Annotated in this window: 14 protein-coding genes; 6 read left to right on the top strand and 8 right to left on the bottom strand. The window is 63.7% G+C overall.

The features are described from left to right. Positions 1-31: 31 nt before the first annotated feature. On the bottom strand, positions 32-889 hold the full coding sequence (locus M8523_RS30110) for a substrate-binding periplasmic protein (protein ID WP_282588549.1): 858 nt from the start codon (positions 887-889) through the stop codon (positions 32-34). A gap of 153 nt (positions 890-1042) precedes the next feature. Then, positions 1043-2257: an NAD(P)/FAD-dependent oxidoreductase gene (locus M8523_RS30105; protein ID WP_282588548.1), complete on the bottom strand. Its 1215-nt coding sequence runs from the start codon at positions 2255-2257 to the stop codon at positions 1043-1045. Positions 2258-2356: 99 nt separating this feature from the next. Between M8523_RS30105 and M8523_RS30100 the strand changes: the two genes are divergently transcribed. Together M8523_RS30100 and M8523_RS30095 are read left to right on the top strand one after the other, a co-directional pair. Then, complete coding sequence (locus tag M8523_RS30100; protein ID WP_282588547.1) at positions 2357-3019, top strand: aspartate/glutamate racemase family protein; 663 nt, start codon at positions 2357-2359, stop codon at positions 3017-3019. Beyond that, positions 3019-4389 carry a dihydroorotase gene (locus M8523_RS30095; RefSeq protein ID WP_282588546.1) on the top strand — a complete coding sequence of 457 codons (1371 nt, stop codon included), beginning with the start codon at positions 3019-3021 and terminating at the stop codon, positions 4387-4389. Before M8523_RS30100 ends, M8523_RS30095 begins: the two co-directional genes overlap by 1 nt. Here the strand turns inward: M8523_RS30095 and M8523_RS30090 are convergent. Together M8523_RS30090 and M8523_RS30085 are read right to left on the bottom strand one after the other, a co-directional pair. Then, positions 4386-5486, bottom strand: coding sequence for a M14 family metallopeptidase (locus M8523_RS30090; protein WP_282588545.1), 1101 nt, complete (start codon positions 5484-5486; stop codon positions 4386-4388). The genes M8523_RS30095 and M8523_RS30090 overlap by 4 nt on opposite strands. Before the next feature lie 71 nt (positions 5487-5557). After that, positions 5558-6484 carry a dihydrodipicolinate synthase family protein gene (locus tag M8523_RS30085; RefSeq protein WP_282588544.1) on the bottom strand — a complete coding sequence of 309 codons (927 nt, stop codon included), beginning with the start codon at positions 6482-6484 and terminating at the stop codon, positions 5558-5560. A 163-nt stretch (positions 6485-6647) separates the two neighbouring features. Here M8523_RS30085 and M8523_RS30080 point away from each other — a divergent pair, with 163 nt between their 5' ends. Then, positions 6648-7802 (top strand): hypothetical protein, encoded by a 1155-nt coding sequence (locus tag M8523_RS30080; RefSeq protein ID WP_282588543.1) that lies wholly within the window; start codon positions 6648-6650, stop codon positions 7800-7802. A gap of 30 nt (positions 7803-7832) precedes the next feature. Here the strand turns inward: M8523_RS30080 and M8523_RS30075 are convergent, their stop codons facing one another. Next, positions 7833-8198, bottom strand: a complete 366-nt coding sequence (locus M8523_RS30075) for a hypothetical protein (protein ID WP_282588542.1) — start codon at positions 8196-8198, stop codon at positions 7833-7835. Between the two features lie 124 nt (positions 8199-8322). Here M8523_RS30075 and M8523_RS30070 point away from each other — a divergent pair, with 124 nt between their 5' ends. Next, positions 8323-9885, top strand: a complete 1563-nt coding sequence (locus M8523_RS30070) for an FAD/NAD(P)-binding protein (protein ID WP_282588541.1) — start codon at positions 8323-8325, stop codon at positions 9883-9885. 284 nt (positions 9886-10169) lie between these two features. Here M8523_RS30070 and M8523_RS30065 read toward each other — a convergent pair whose 3' ends face one another. Further along, on the bottom strand, positions 10170-10973 hold the full coding sequence (locus M8523_RS30065; RefSeq protein ID WP_282588540.1) for a substrate-binding periplasmic protein: 804 nt from the start codon (positions 10971-10973) through the stop codon (positions 10170-10172). Between the two features lie 141 nt (positions 10974-11114). Next, a complete protein-coding gene (locus M8523_RS30060) occupies positions 11115-12638 on the bottom strand; it encodes an amino acid ABC transporter permease/ATP-binding protein (protein WP_282588539.1) in 1524 nt (507 codons plus the stop codon). A 226-nt stretch (positions 12639-12864) separates the two neighbouring features. On the opposite strand from M8523_RS30060, the gene M8523_RS30055 reads away from it, so the two are divergent. Both M8523_RS30055 and M8523_RS30050 read left to right on the top strand, forming a co-directional pair. Then, complete coding sequence (locus M8523_RS30055; protein ID WP_282588538.1) at positions 12865-13158, top strand: YciI family protein; 294 nt, start codon at positions 12865-12867, stop codon at positions 13156-13158. Continuing rightward, positions 13155-14234, top strand: a complete 1080-nt coding sequence (locus M8523_RS30050; RefSeq protein WP_282588537.1) for a hypothetical protein — start codon at positions 13155-13157, stop codon at positions 14232-14234. The genes M8523_RS30055 and M8523_RS30050 overlap by 4 nt, the downstream gene beginning before the upstream one ends. 43 nt (positions 14235-14277) lie before the next feature. On the opposite strand, the gene M8523_RS30045 is transcribed toward M8523_RS30050, so the two are convergent. Continuing rightward, a complete protein-coding gene (locus tag M8523_RS30045; protein ID WP_282588536.1) occupies positions 14278-15018 on the bottom strand; it encodes a GntR family transcriptional regulator in 741 nt (246 codons plus the stop codon). Positions 15019-15228: the final 210 nt, after the last annotated feature.

Raw genomic sequence — 15228 nt, 5'->3', positions numbered from 1 at the left:
CGAAGCGGATGTCGGAGACGTCGCGCGTGCCCTAGTAGCCGAGCTTGGCCAGATTCGCGGTCGTGTCAGGCATGTCCCATTTTTTGTTGATGCTTGCCATGGTGCCATCGACCGAATATTTGGCCAGCAGGACATTGACGGCCTGGGCCAAGTCACCCTCGTTCTTGTTGACGCAGAACCCGGACGCGTCGACTGCCGTCGGCTCTCCGAGGATCATGAACTTGTCGCCGTCCTCGCCCTTCAGCAGGGTTTGTGCAACCTGCATGCCGGTGCCGTAGACGTCATATTGTCCATTGAGAAGCGCGAGTCGAGCTTCGGGAACCCCCGGCAATTCGAGGCTGGCTGTCTTCGCCCCGGCTTTCGCCAGCAGATCCTTGAGTTCCTGCTCGCCTTTCACGCCGCCAAGGCGTTTCCCGGCCGCGTCCGACCACGTGGCGATGCCGGAACTCTTCAGCGCCACGCCGACGTTGATCGCCACTTCGAGCGGACGAGTCATGTAGAAGTCGGGAGAGGCCAGCCGTGCCTTTGTCCAAGAAGCGCCCTCGCAGGCGATGTCGAAACGGTTCGCGGCGAGCCCAGGGAGAACGCCGGGCCAGTCGATGACGACGAAATCGGGCTTGATGCCGAGATCGTCGGCCAGCTTGGTCCAGAGATCGATGCGGGCACCGGCGAGCTTGCCGCTCTCATCCACGAAGGTCACGCCCGCGCTCTTGCCGGTGGTGGCGATCGTCAGCGTGCCGGTGGCAACCAAATGGCGGAGGGGCCACGGCTTCGGGAGATCGATGGACACTTGGGGACCGGTGGCCGTTGCCGCGCTCTGCGCCTCCGCACCGCCCGCAAAGGCCAGAAGCGCCGCCAGGGGTGCCCATTTCACGCACGATGTCAGCATTGTCAGGTTTCCTTCGTCGGGCGCGTCGAGAGCAGCAAACCCGCCTCTAGGATACTCGGTGATATATCAGTGTCAATTTCCAATGCCTGATCATTGTGCTGAAACTTTACCGCCTCCTTTTTGGGCGGCTGCGCAAAGGGCGGGCGTTCGCGGTCAGAACCCTCGGACCGGTCGACCTAAACGGAGCAGCAATCCCTTGGAGCGAAGCGGGTCGGACAGGTGCTCGGCGACGAGCGCGCCCATCATCGACGCCATGGCGACTCCGCGTCCATTGCAGCCGATCGCCGAAAATAGGCCCGGCGCCGGCTCTTCGAAACGCGGCAGGAGATCGGCAGTATGCGCCGTGTCGCCGCCCCAGGTGTAGGCGATCTCGATCGATTGGCCGGGCGGCAAGAGGCCGGTGAGGCGGCGATGGGCGAGTTCGGGATCGCCGCCGGTCACGAGCCGACCATCACGAGTCGTGCGGAGCGCGAAGTTGGGATGGGGCGCCGTGTCGGAAAACGGCAGGCTTGGTCCCTTGTAGGGGCTCGTCGGGGGCAGGGGAGCGGTCGCGGTCTGCCGCATATGGGAAATGCGCAAGGGTGCGTGGCCGAGATTGATCAGACCATCGGTCGCGACATTCAGGGTCAGAACAACCTGTCCCGCGCGCAGATGGGCCAAAGGCGTTCGCACCACCCAATCCGGTCCCGACCGCTCGGTGCCGAGGACAGGCGATCGGGTGTAGAGGGCCACACCCAGGTCAATCGCAGCATTCGCCAGGCCCCGCACATAAGCCAGCGGATTTAACTGGCCGCCGCGGCGAAACATCATGCAGCCTCTGTAACGTGTGAAGCCGAGCAGCGCTGCAGTGGCATCCGCGTCGAGCAGTTCGATCGGAAAGCCATGGGCCTGCCACCCTTTGGCGATGCTTTCGAGGCCGTTCAGCATCTCGTCCGCATGGGCAGCCTGGGCCCAGCCGATCTGATCCTGCTCGCAGGCGATACCGAGGCGCTCGGTGAGACGGAACAGGAAATCGGCGGCACCGCCGACATTCGACACAAGCCATTCGCCAGCCTCGACCCCGAAGGCATCGATGGCCGCCGCAGGCCCGAGCGGGGAAGGAAAGTTCGGGATCACGAAGCCCGTGTTGCGTCCGGATGAACCCGCACCCGGCTCATGGGCCTCGACTACCGCCACCCTAGCTCCGCTTTCCGCGAGGTGGATCGCGGTCGACAATCCAAGAAGCCCGGCCCCGACCACCACCACGTCCACTGCAGCGTCCTCGCGCAGCGGTGTGGTGCTCGGCGCCGGTGGCGCGGTCAGCGCCCAAAATGGGCTGTCCACGTCGATCGCGATAGACCTGTCTGACCGCGGGGGTTGATGCGTCATGGGTTCCGATTTCCCTTTCCCGATGATATTTTTACTAATATATCTGAAGTCAAGTCGGCGATAGGCCGCTTGGGATCCATTGCGGTCGGGAGATGCGGTTTGGGTGAAATCCTCGTCATTAATCCAAACAGTTCGGTGGCCATGACGACTTCGATGGATGCTTGTCTCGGCATCGTCAGAACCGCGACCCAGCATCGGATCGCGTGCTCGACCTTGTCGCGATCGCCAGCCCTCATCTCGAGCGACGCGCATGTCGCCCAGGTCATTCCCAACATCTTGGACGAGATCGCACAACGACCTGCCGACGCCTATGTCGTGGCCTGCTTCTCCGACCCCGGCCTCACAGAGGCGCGTGCCGCGACCGGCAAGCCTGTGGTGGGCATCGCCGAAGCCGCCTACCTGACGGCACTCAGCCTCGGGCGGCGTTTTGGCGTCGTGTCGCTCGGACCCTCGTCGATCGCCCGTCATTTCCGCTACTTGAGGGCGCTCCAGTTTGACGCCCGGCTGGCCGGTGATCGATCAATCGACGCCAACCTCGACCATCTGGTGGGGCAAGGTATCGTCGATACGGTCGTCAGGGTTGGCCGGAAGCTGCGCGACCAGGATGGCGCCGACGTCATTATTCTGGGCTGCGCGGGGCTCGGTCTTCATCGCGAGGCTGTCGAGGCCGAGTTGGGCCTGGCCGTGGTCGACCCGGTGCAGGCCGGCGTCGCCATGGCGGCGACCATGCTGGACCTTCGGCTCACACCCAAAGCCGCCTGATGGATACCGTGATTTCAGGCACGATCGTCACCGGCCGAGAGGTGCTCCCCGGTGGCTGGCTGGCGATCCGCGACGGCCGAATCGCGGCGATCGGTTGTGGGGAAGCTCCGGCGGCGGCCTCGCACCATGACGCGGGGGACGCCCTCGTGCTGCCGGGTGTGATCGATGGCCAGACCCATGCGGGCAGCTTTCAGGGCCTGCCCGGGCTCGCGTCGACGACCCGCTCCGCCGTCGCAGGGGGCGTGACCACGATCGTCGACATGCCCTACGACAACCCCCATCCGCTCGATTCGATTGAGACCCTTCGGGAAAAAGTCGCGGCGATCGAGACCTGGGCGCACTGCAACGTGGCGCTCTATGCGACGGTCATGCCGGGGCAGGGGACCGACGCGGTCGACCGACTGATCGAAGGCGGGATCGTGGCTTTCAAGATCTCGAGTTTCGAAAGCAGCCCGACGCGCTTTCCGCGGATCCCGTCCGACTTGACGCTCGATCTGTTCGAGACACTGGCCGGGACCCACATTCCGCTCGGGCTGCACAACGAGGATCAGGAGATCGTGCGATCCCGCGTAGCCCGCCTCAAAGAGGCTGGACAAAACGGCATCGCGGCGCATTCCGGGAGCCGACCGCCGGCTGCTGAGGCTGCGGCGACGGCGCATTTTCTCGAACTCGGGGCTGCGGCAGGCGCCCATGCGCATATCGTCCACCTGACCACGAATCGGGGCTTTCAACTGGTCGAAAACTACAGGCGCGACGGTTTCCGTGCGACTGGCGAACTCTGCGTCCATTATCTTTGGTTCGATCCCGTCCGGGACGGTGCCGAGCTTGGCGCCCGGATGAAAGTCAATCCGCCGATCCGGCCCGGGCAATCCGACGCGCTCTGGGCGGAGATCGCGGCGGGACGTGTGGCTTTCGTCAGCTCGGACCATTCGAGCTGGCCCATCGACAACAAACTCACACCATCCATTTTCGATGCGGGGGCGGGAGTGCCAGGCCTTGAGACACTGCTGCCGGCCTTCTTCACCGGCGCGCGCAAGCAGGGGTTCGACGCTGCGCGCGCGACCGTGGAGCAATTGTGCGAGAGGCCAGCCAGATTCTTCGGTCTATGGCCGCAAAAGGGCGAGATCCGTGTAGGCGCCGACGCCGACCTCGCGATCTTCAGCCTTGGGCCGACACCATGGCGGGCCGCCGAGGCGCATGACGAGCTCAACTGGAGCCCGTTCGAGGATCGCATCTTCGACGGCCACGTGTCGCGGACCTATGTGGGCGGCAAACTCGCCTGGGACGGGAGTGTCATCACCAATCGCGAGGGGGATGGCCGCTTTTTGCCGCGCGGGTCCTCGCGGTGGTTCGACGGTCGGTCGGGCTAAACGATGGCCTCGGCCAAGCCCTGAAGGGTCTGGCGGACGATCTGACGGCTGCGCCAGATCACCATCTCTTTCCAGGACGACTCGTCCGGGTAGTAGGCGCGCCGGAACCGGGCCTTGATGGTGCGAGCCTCTTCGCTGTTCGGATCGAGCGCCGGCTCGTTGCCGAGCCAGTGTTCCGCTGACGTGGCTTCGTCCATTACCGCCGGCGGGTAGGTGCCGTATTCAAGGGCGATGAAGGTCAGCGCATCGGGCCCGAGTTCCCGGAGCCAGATATATTGCGAAAGGCCCGGGATCACGACCGAGGTCGATGTGCCCCGCATTGGTTCTGTCATGCTGTCGCCATACCAGCGTCGGCCCCGAGCGCTCCCGGGTTCGGAAGGTCGCGTGCCGCAGATCGGCTCGCCATAGCCATAGGGTCCGAGGCCGGTGTGATAGTCGACGACGGCCACCTGCTTGCGCGCGCGCAGGTCGTAATCCGCGACGATCGTCTCAAGTGTGCGGCGCGACCAGGTCGGCTCCCTGCCGCCGAAGAAGATGTTCTTGGGGTCGACGTACTGCCCGGAGTTGCGTGCCAGTTGGTAGGTGACCGGACCGACTGCGGCCTGAAAGGCGTTCAACCGCGCAGTCGCCGCCGCGGCCTCGGGACTGCCGGGCCTCCGGGGCGTGAAATCATGCCTGTACTGGTCGAAGCCGGGATTCTGAGGCAAGGCGGCGAAATCAACTCCGTTGCGATTGAGGTCGACCCCTTCCATGGTCACTCGCCTGAGCCAGGCGAAGCCAAACGGGTTGATGGCGTGGACCACGAGCAGGGCCACGCCTGGAGGGAGGCTGGCCGCCGGATCCCGTTCAAGAGTATCGCATTGGGCTCCGGCCCCGCAGAAGCCTTCCACCCCGTGGGTGGCCGAAACCAGGACGGCGACTGCCTCCGCCTCCTGTGGCCCGATCCACAGGACGTCGGTCGCCAGGGTCTCGCCTGCCGGCCCTTTCCCCGGTGCTTGATAGGTTCGAACGGGATGGCCGAGGCGCCGCGCCAAGGCGAGGATGCGCTCCCGCGATTGCGCATACGTCTCCGGAAACAAAGCATCGAACGATATCATGATTGTTCTCTGTAGCGCGACTGAACAGTCGGGAGGCGCGGTGTCTGAGGGGGCAAATGGCGAACGGGTCTTCAGCCGATTTCCGCCAAGCGGCGGACCTGCCGCTCGATGAGCCGTCCGACCTCGCCGATCTCGAGGTCAGCCAAGGCCTTGCCGGGCTTGCGCAGGGCCGAAGATGCGATAATGCCGCGCTTGGCCAGCACATGCTTGCGGACCGCGAGACCGGCGCCCGGTTGCTGCTCGTAGCGCGCCAGCGGGAGGTAGGCGTCGAACAGGTCGCTTGCACGCTCGCTCGCACCCGCTGCGAAGAGTCTGCACACCTCGACCATCATCTCGGGGTAGGCAAAGCCCGTCATAGCGCCATCGGCCCCTCGGGCGAGCTCCTCGGGCAGGAACACTCCGCCATTGCCGACCAGAATGCTGATCCGACGCACGTCGCCTTTCGCCATGGACTGGCGCAACGTGGTGATCTTGTTCAGTCCCGGCCAGTCCTCGTGCTTGAGCATTAGACAGGTAGGGATCGCGTGGATCAGTGAGGCGATCACGGATGGGGCGATCTGCACCCCGGTCGCGAGCGGGAAATCCTGCAGCACCCAGGGGATCGCGCCGAGCGTCTCGGCCACGCCGGAAAAATAATCGAGGATCTGGGTATCCGTCCGGACCGTCCCGGGCGGCGCCACCATGACGCCGGCTGCCCCGTCACCCATCACGCTTTCCGCGAGCGCCCCCATAGCCGCGAAGCCGGGGCTCGATACGCCGACGACGACGGGAACCCTTTCGCCGATCCGCCTCAGGACATGGCGCGTAAAGGTGCGGCTTTCATCGGCCGTCAACTTGGGGGCCTCGCCCATCATACCCAGGACCGTGATGCCCGTGACACCGCTTTCGAGGTAGAAATCGACCAGTCGGTCGGTGCTTTGCAGGTCGAGCGCACCCGCGTCGGTGAAGGGTGTGACCGAGATGATGTAGACGCCCTTGGCCTCGTCCAAACTTTGCATGCTGTTCTCCGATCAGCGCGGTGATCCTCGATCCGTTCGACTATCGCATCTCCGGGCGCCGGCTCGAAGCGCCGGCCGCAATGGTCGGAGATCTCTCTCGACACCGGTGCAGACAATGATTACTGCAATATCACACGATATATCTGTAGCAAGGTCGACGTGCATGACGATGCAGAGCGAGCAGCCCGCGACATTCAACGCGAGAGACCGGCCTGTCGGAGTGATTCTGTTCGGTCTAGGCGCCCTCGGGTCGCTGGTGATCGACTGTCTCGCCACCGGCTATCCCCTCATACATGTCGTCGGCGCGGTAGACCATGCGCCCGACAAGGTGGGCCGACGGCTCGCCGAACTCTACCCCGCCTTCGCCGAGGCAGGCGACGTCATAGTGCACGACAGCTTGTCGGCCTGCCTGGCGCCATGCGGATCGGAGGCCGAACTCCTCTACCATCTCACCGAATCGGCGCCGGACCACATCGAGGGGCAGTTGATCGAAGCCCTTGCGGCGAGGCTCAATGTTATCTCGGCCTCGGAAGCGATGTTTCACCCCGCCTTGCGTCATGCGGCTTTCGCGGATCGCCTCGATCAGGCCGCCAAGGCAGCCCGGGTGACGATCACGGGGGTCGGCATCAACCCTGGGTACAGCTTCGACAGCGTCCCGTTGCTACTGGCCCGCGCGACTTCGGGAGTGAAACGTGTGGCCATCACGCGAGCGATCGATGTCACGGGCACCGGCCCTGGCGACATCGACCATGTCGGCTACGCGTTGTGGCCGGACGAATTCGCCCAGAAGATCGCCTCGGGCCGCATCGTCGGCCACATGGGTGCGCCCGAGTCGATCGCCAAGATCGCCGAGCATCTCAGCCTCGACATCGACCGGATCGAGGAGGGCTGGAGCACGGAGGTGGCGGAGTTTCCTGTCGATTCGGGGACGCCCAGCCTCGGCATGATCGAGCCCGGCCGTGTCATCGGGATCACGCAGACCGCGACCGGACTGCGTGGGTCTGAGCCCGTCATCACCACGCGTCTCGTGATGTACTACCAGCCGGAACGGTTCGGCATCGAGGCTGCCGATACGATCGACATCGAGGGCGCACATCACATCCGGGCCGCCATCCGGCCAGCGGCTCTGTCGCTGTTCGGAGCGGCGAACACGATCGTGAACGCAACCCACGATGTCTGCGGTGCCGAACCGGGCCTGTTCAATTGCCTCGATGCCTCGATCGCGGGCGCACGGAGAGGCGGCTTTCGCTACGAACTCGATCCCGCCAGACCGAACCGGCCTGGCGAAGCCGTCGCGGTAAGAAAAAAGCCAGCGTGATGCAGCGCAGGCTGCGCCACGCCGCAGTCGCTACATGTCGCCATCTTCTTTGCTGGGATTGGCGCAGACCGCGATGACGAGCCCGGCGTCGCCAATGATATGGCGGTAGCGATAGGTCACGGGCAGGTACATGGCGTCGCCCTGCCGGAACATGCGCTCTTCGCCGGTCGCCTCGACGATCTGCCGCGACCATCCCTGCAGGCAGTAGAGGATCACCTCGTGGATGCCGTCGCCTTCCACCATCACGTCGAAATGAGGCATGTAGGTCGTGATGTGGAAGGACATCGACGAACCCTGCTTTTTCTGGGTGATCAGGCGATGGCTGAACTCCTGACCTTCATGTACCCACGTCTTGGTCGTGCCCTCCTGGCGCGCCCACATGATCTTGTCGCCCATTATCAACCATCCGATCTTCTGAGATATTGACTGATATTCTACGCAGTATTTAATGTCGAGATGGCTGTTGGCATCATCCTCGCTTCGATGTTGCCACCATGGTCGGCCGGAAGGACCAAAGGTGGTGGATTTCGAGACGATCGTGCAAGCGTGCCAGGAGAATATCGATGGGCTGACGGTCCGTTTGCGAGTGCCTCACCGCGCCGCGCGGGCTGGGTTGCTCCCGCCACCGGCGCCCGAGATGCGCGCCGACGCCCATGCGCGCCTCGTTGCGCTGACGCGCAGAGTGCACCACGACCTCGAGATCCTGATCTACCCGAAGGATGAGTGGGTGGTGCCGCGCCGCCATCCGGAGGGTCGCCATGTCTATGATGTGGTGATCGTCGGAGCCGGTCAGTGCGGGCTTGCTGTTGCCTTTGGTCTGCTCCGGGAGCGCGTCGGCAACATTCTCGTTCTGGATCGTGCGCCGAAGGGGCGCGAGGGTCCCTGGATCACCTATTCCCGCATGTGGACGCTGCGCTCGCCAAAACACGTCACCGGCCCGGACCTGGGGATTCCCTCTCTGGCGCCGCGGAGCTGGTTCGAGGCGGTGTTCGGGGAGGATGGGTGGGAGCAACTCGGAAAATGGCCGCGTCAGGCCTGGCAGGCCTATCTCGACTGGTATCGCGCGGCGCTCGATCTTCCGGTTTGCAACGATGTCGAGGTCCGTGGTTTCGAACAGGACCGCGACTTCGTACGCGTCCTCACCGACGGCATGACGCCTGTCTCGGCCCGCAAGGTCGTGCTGGCGACGGGCCTCGAAGGGGTGGGCGGTTGGCATGTTCCGGCCATGGTGCGCGACAAACTTCCATCGACTTCCTGGACCTTGTGTACCGACGATGTCGACAGCCTCGCCTGGAAAGGACAGAGGATCGCCGTCCTCGGGGCCGGCGCGACGGCCTGGGATCGCACGGCGGATCTGCTCGAACTCGGCGCCGCGCATGTCGCGATGTACATGCGGCGCCCCCAGATCCTGACCGCCAACCCGTTTCGCTACCTGGAGAAGGCCGGCTATCTCCGTCATTACGCGTCGATGGACGACGCGGACAAATGGCGGTGGATCCAGACAATCTTCGCCTTCGGTCAGCCGCCGACACAGGATGGTGTGGATCGCTGCGCTGCCTTCGAGACGTTCTCGCTCCATCCGGGCGCCGCCTGGAGCGACGTCGAACAGACGCACGACGGGATCCGCGTGTCCGCGAGCGACGGTTCGACGGCCCTCTACGATCATCTCTTCATCGGCTGTGGGTTTTCCATGGATCCCCGCAACCGGCGGGAACTCGCCGCGCTGGCTGACAATATCGCGACCTGGACCGACGTCTTCACAGCCCCCGAGGAGCAGCCCGACCCTTGGCTCGCGACCTACCCCTATCTGAACCGCGACCTCTCCTTGGTCGAGAAGGTGCCGGGACGGACCCCGGTCCTGGCCCACGTGCATTGTTTCAACTACGGCGCGACCGTCACCAACGCGCATTCGGGTGCGTCGCTGTCGGGTCTCCGTTACGGGATCGAACCGCTGATCCACGGCATCACGCATGCGCTCTGGAAGGCTGACGAACCGGAGCATTTCGCCAGGGTTTCGGCCTGGGCCGTAGTCGACACCGACCCCTCCTCGCTGAAGCGGCATCGGCGGCCGCCGAACCCCTGAGCGCGGGTCGCAATGAAATTCGGCGGGCTGCGTCGAAGAGTATTTACAAAGCCGCATGAAGTTCGACGGGTCGCCCTCGGCTGAAAATCGGGTTTTGACCTTCGCTCCCGCTTGTGGCGGCGGCGTTCACACATCTCAGTGGAGCTTCCTGAAATTTCCCTCTCCCTTGTGGAGAGGGGGGGAAACCGCACCATGTCTTCAGACGATATTTCAGTTCGAAAGCCCCTTGCGGGGGCGAAGGGCCACCAAGCCCGTTGAGGCTTTTGCAGGACGGTATCAGGTGATCAGAACCTTGCGTCCTGGCCGACGGGAGGGAGCGCCGCGTCGTAATCATCGAGGTCGAAGCTCTTCTTCGCCATGGCGTTCAGCGTGCCGTCTTTCCGGGCGTCCGAGATGATGGTGTCGACCGCGCTCTTCATTTCGGCAGAACCCTTGCTGAGCGGATATCCAACGAGATTGACCTTGTAAGGCTTTCCCACGATCTTGAATTGTCCCGGCCTGCTCTGCATGAAGCCTGCCGCCTGCTTGTCGCCGACGATCGCGACATCCACCCGCTTGGCCAGCATATCGGCAAAGAGTTCGGCGACGCCGGGGTAGACCCGCACGTCTTTGAAGCCGCCGATCTCGCGCACCACGTCCTCGCCGTCGGCCCCGATGCAGGCGCCGACCACCTTGCCGCCGAGATCGGTCGGCCCGCTGACGTTCGTGGTCGCAGCCGGCACCATCGCCACGATGGCGGTCCGCGAATAGGGGACCGTGAAGTCGAAGGCCTGCGCTCGGGCCTTGGTCATATTCACACCCGAACAGATCATGGCGGTGCGCCCTGAGCTGATCGAGGGCAGCAGGCCTTCCCAGGCCAGCACCTTGAGGTCCAGCTTCACCCCGAGCTTGGCGGCGATCATGTTGCACATGTCCACCTCGAAGCCCACGGGCTCTCCAGAGGCGTCCATATAGACGTTCGGCTTGTCGTTCCCGGTGGTCAAGGCCGGCAGGACGCCGTCCTTCTTGATTGTCGCGAGATCGGCCGCGAGAGTCGGCGCGAGGCCGGCGAGCAGCGCAACGAGAGACAGCACACCGGATCTGGTCATTGTCGGCATCGTCATGAGTCCTACCTGGAGAGAGCGTCAAAAAGTCCGCAAGTGGCCCGGCGCATCGAATGTCCGCTCCCTTTTAGCAGCAGACCGCCGGTGAGATGGCGACTGATATATCTGCAAGTTTTGTGCCGCCGATCAGCGCAGGATGGCCTCGAGGAACCGGACGCTGCGCTCCCGCTGCGGGCGCTCGAAGAAATCTTCGGCGCGCGCATCCTCGACGATTGTGCCCTGGTCCATAAACAGGATCCTGTCGGCTACTTTTCGGGCAAAGCCCATCTCATGGGTGGCGACGAGCATCGTCATGCCGCTCGCCGCCACGTCTTCGATGACCTGAAGAACCTCGCCGACGAGTTCCGGGTCAAGCGCCGACGTCGGTTCGTCGAACAGCATGATGTCCGGACGCATTGCGAGCGCCCTGGCGATCGCGACGCGCTGGCGTTGACCGCCAGAGAGATGGTCCGGAAAGGTCGTCAGCTTGCCGCCGAGACCGACGCGGGTCAGCATCGCGGCAGCCGTCAGTCCCGCATGGCGCGTTGTCTCGTGGCGCACGCAGATCGGAGCTTCCGCGACATTCTCGATGGTCATCATGTGGGGCCATAGATTGAAATGCTGGAACACCATGCCGACGCTCGACCTGAGGCGGACCAGTTCTCGCGCCACGATGGCCGGGGCCAGGGCTCCGAACGTCAGATCGAAGCTGGCACTTGGCGTGTTGATGCCGATGCGCCCGGCGTCGGGCATTTCCAAAAGATTGATCGATCGGAGCAGGGTGCTCTTGCCCGAGCCGCTCGGCCCAAGCAGGCACACGACCTCGCCTTGTCTAATCGTAAGATTAATATCGGACAGCGCCTTCACGGCGCCGAAGCTCTTGTTCAGCGCGGCAATCTCAAGCACACGGCGTCCGGGATCGGGCGCTGAGCCCGGCAGGCTAGGTGCCGCGAAGACTTGACCGTCTCCCAACGTCGGATCGAGGCCGAGTTGCCGCAATCGTCGGGCTGAAGGGCGACGTCGCTCGAAGGCGAGGTGCCGCTCAAGCCTAATCTGGCCGACCGACAGCACTGTCGTCAGCGCGAGATAGATCGCGCCCGCCACGAGCAGCGCCTCCATGGCCCGGAAGGTGTTCGAGTAGATCAGTTGCGTCGTAAGCAGCAGCTCGCGCACCGTGACGACGGAGGCCAGCGACGTACCTTTCACGTGGTCGATGAAATTCGACATATACGGCGGTGCGACGATCCTCATCGCCTGCGGGAGAACGATCCGTCGAAGCGTGCCCCCGAAGGTCATGCCCACGGCACGGGCCGCTTCGGTCTGCCCGAAGGCCACGGATTGCAGACCGGCCCGGATGACCTCGGCATTGTAGGCGGCGGAGCTGAGCGAGAACGCCAGGATCGCCGCCGGCAGGGGCTCGAAAGCGATGCCAATAGTCGGCAGGCCGAAGTAGATGATGAAGAGGTGAACCAGCGCGGGCGTCCCTCGAACGATCCAGATGTATACAAAGGCCGGATAGGAAAGCAGGCGATAGGAGGACAGGCGGGCCAGCGCGAGCAGGAAGCCTCCGATGGTGCCCAGCGCCTGCGACGAGACGGCAAGAAAGATCGTCATCATCGTTGCCTTGAACAGCAACGGTGCGAAGGGGAGGATCGGCGAGAATTCTAGCATTGCGACCCAATCCGAACGAGTTGTCCTGACCAAGCAAACGCCGTGCTACCCGCCGTCCTGTAGCTCCGTCAGGCCGATGCGAGATAGCCGAGCTGAGGACCGAGACCGGCCTGCAAACTGGATCATCTCCGCCCTATGGCAACACGCTTCGATTCTCTGGCTATTTTTATATCAAAAATATTCTTTTGATATATCTATTAGCAGTCCTCAGACGCTGAGCGGGCGCATGTTCCTTGTCACATCGACCTATCTGGCCTCCAGTGAGGCGATCCAGCATCGTCTCCCGGAGCACCGCGCGTGGATCGACACGCACTACGCGAATGGGACCTTCTTCCTTTCGGGCCGGCTTGTACCGCCGACGGGCGGCTTCATGTTGGTGCGTGGGATTAGCCGTGATGACCTCGAGGGGCTTCTTGCCACGGACCCGTTCCGCCTCAACGGACTGCTCGCTCACACCATCGTCGAGCTCGCTCCGACACGCGCGGCGCTTGGACTGAACCTTGAGGACTTGGGCCCATGAGACCTGCCATTCTGTGGGGCTTCGGCAGCCTCGGTCGCGCTCTCGCCACCGCGATCGGCGTGTCGCGACGTTTCGACATCGTGGCGGTGATCGATACCGACCCGAGCCTCGTCGGTCGAACCGTCTCCGACCTCGTTCCCGCCAGCCGCTGCGATGCCCGCGTGCTGGCCACCCTCGACGACTATACGGACCCTCGCCCGGTCACGCTATTTCATGCCACCACGTCAGACCCGTCGCTCGTCACCACGCAGATCCTCGCCGCCCTCGCAAAGGGCCATTCGGTCATCACGGCGGCCGAATGGATGTTCCATCCCTGGCTCCGCTATGGCGATGCCGCCGAGGCCTTGGACGCGGCGGCTCGCGCGCAGGCCACCCATGTCATTGGCTGCGGGATCAACCCCGGGTTCTGTTTCGAGGCGCTTCCCCTCCTGCTCTCCCGCACGGTGCATAACGTAGCGGCGGTGGACATTCTCCGGGTGGCCGATGTCAGCGGCATCGGGCCGTCTGATTTCGGTCACGTTGGATTGGGCCTCAATGAAGAGGCCTTTCGGACCCAGGTGGCGAGCCATGTGATCGAGGGCCATATGGGCTTCCCCGAGTCGATCGCAGCGGTGGCGGAATGCCTCGATCTCGCGGTCGACCGCATGACCGATCACCTTGTGCCGACTCTCGCGACGCGGCCCCTCCAGTTGTCGCACCGGGAAGTCAGTCTAGGCCAAGTGGTTGGCATCACGCAGACGGCGATCGGCTACGTGGCCGATGCACCCGTCCTTCGCATGACACTGGAGATGTTTCTCGATCCCGCCAGCTATGGGCGGAGTCCGCGGGAGGTCATCGACATCCGGGCGAGCCGGTCCTTCAATCTCACGGTGCAGCCTGCTGCGCCACCAGCCGAGGGCGCGGCAGCCATGATGGTTTATGCGGCCAAGATGCTACCGGCGATGCGGTCGGGTCTTGTCAGCCTGCTTGACCTGCCGATCGGCGAGAGCCGCGCGCGCCTGCGCGTGACCGACACGCACCGAAGCCCGCAGGGAACAGAGTTCGCGATCGGTGAAAGATCGTCGGCTCCGGCCTAAGAGGAGAGCCGCGTCTTCGTTCCGACCCTGTCGAAACGCGTCGTCAGAGCGTGATCTGTCCGATGCTGCGCGAAGATGCGAGCGCATGGAATAGTCCCTCGCGCGTGATGTCATTGTGCCGGATCATGATCTGCCGCGCGGCCTGCGGATCGCGCGTTTTGAGAACCTCAACAATCGCGTGATGGTCGCTCTGCGTCTGGGAGCTGACATCGCGCAGACGCGCTCCGAGGTAGAAGAAACGCTCCAGTTCATCGATCTGCCGCACGAGCAGAACATGAAGGCGTTCATTGCCGGAGGCTTTTGCGATCTCGGCGTGGAATTCCCGGTTTGCCCGAATGAAGCGCTTCAAACTCTTTTGTTCGGCGCGATCGTAGACGACATCCGCCAGCCTGTTCAGTTGGTCGATCTCGGCCGGCGTGATACGCGCGCAGGCAAGTTCTGCGGCGCCTGCTTCCAGAATGGTTCGCAAATCGAACAGTTCTGACATGTCGCCGAAGGTGATGGGAACGACCTGATAGCCCCGTCGCGGGAATGTCCGGACAAAGCCTTCTGATCTCAGTGTCGCGAGCGCCTCGCGCACCGGCGTCTTGCTGACGTCAAACCGGGTTGCGAGCTCGGCCTCCGACAATTCCCGGCCTGGTTCGAGTTCGCAGGTAAGAATTTCGGTCCGAATAAGCCCGTAGATCTTCTCGGTGAGCGAGAGGGTTTTCCCAACCTTCTTCTTTGCTGCGGGTTTCCCCTCGCTCTGCAAGCTTGGCGCGAGATCCTGCAAGGGTAGAGTCATGAGGCGTCCATATCGCGAATCCGAAGATCCGCGCGAGCCTTTAGTCACTATGGTGCGAATGTCAGGTGGGCAAGGTTGAATTTCCATCGGTGACAGGCGCTCACGCGTGTCTCCGCAATAAGGCTTCTCAAGGGTATCCGTCATGAGCCCCCCACTTGGTCCTCGATCGGGCGGAGCTAGGCGTGAGGTGGCGGTGTGGCGTGGGGGCCG

The organism is Lichenifustis flavocetrariae (assembly GCF_026130545.1).
GTDB lineage: Bacteria > Pseudomonadota > Alphaproteobacteria > Rhizobiales > Beijerinckiaceae > Lichenihabitans > Lichenihabitans flavocetrariae.
Note: the sequence above shows the minus strand (reverse complement) of the source record. Positions and strands in the feature narration are given on the sequence as shown.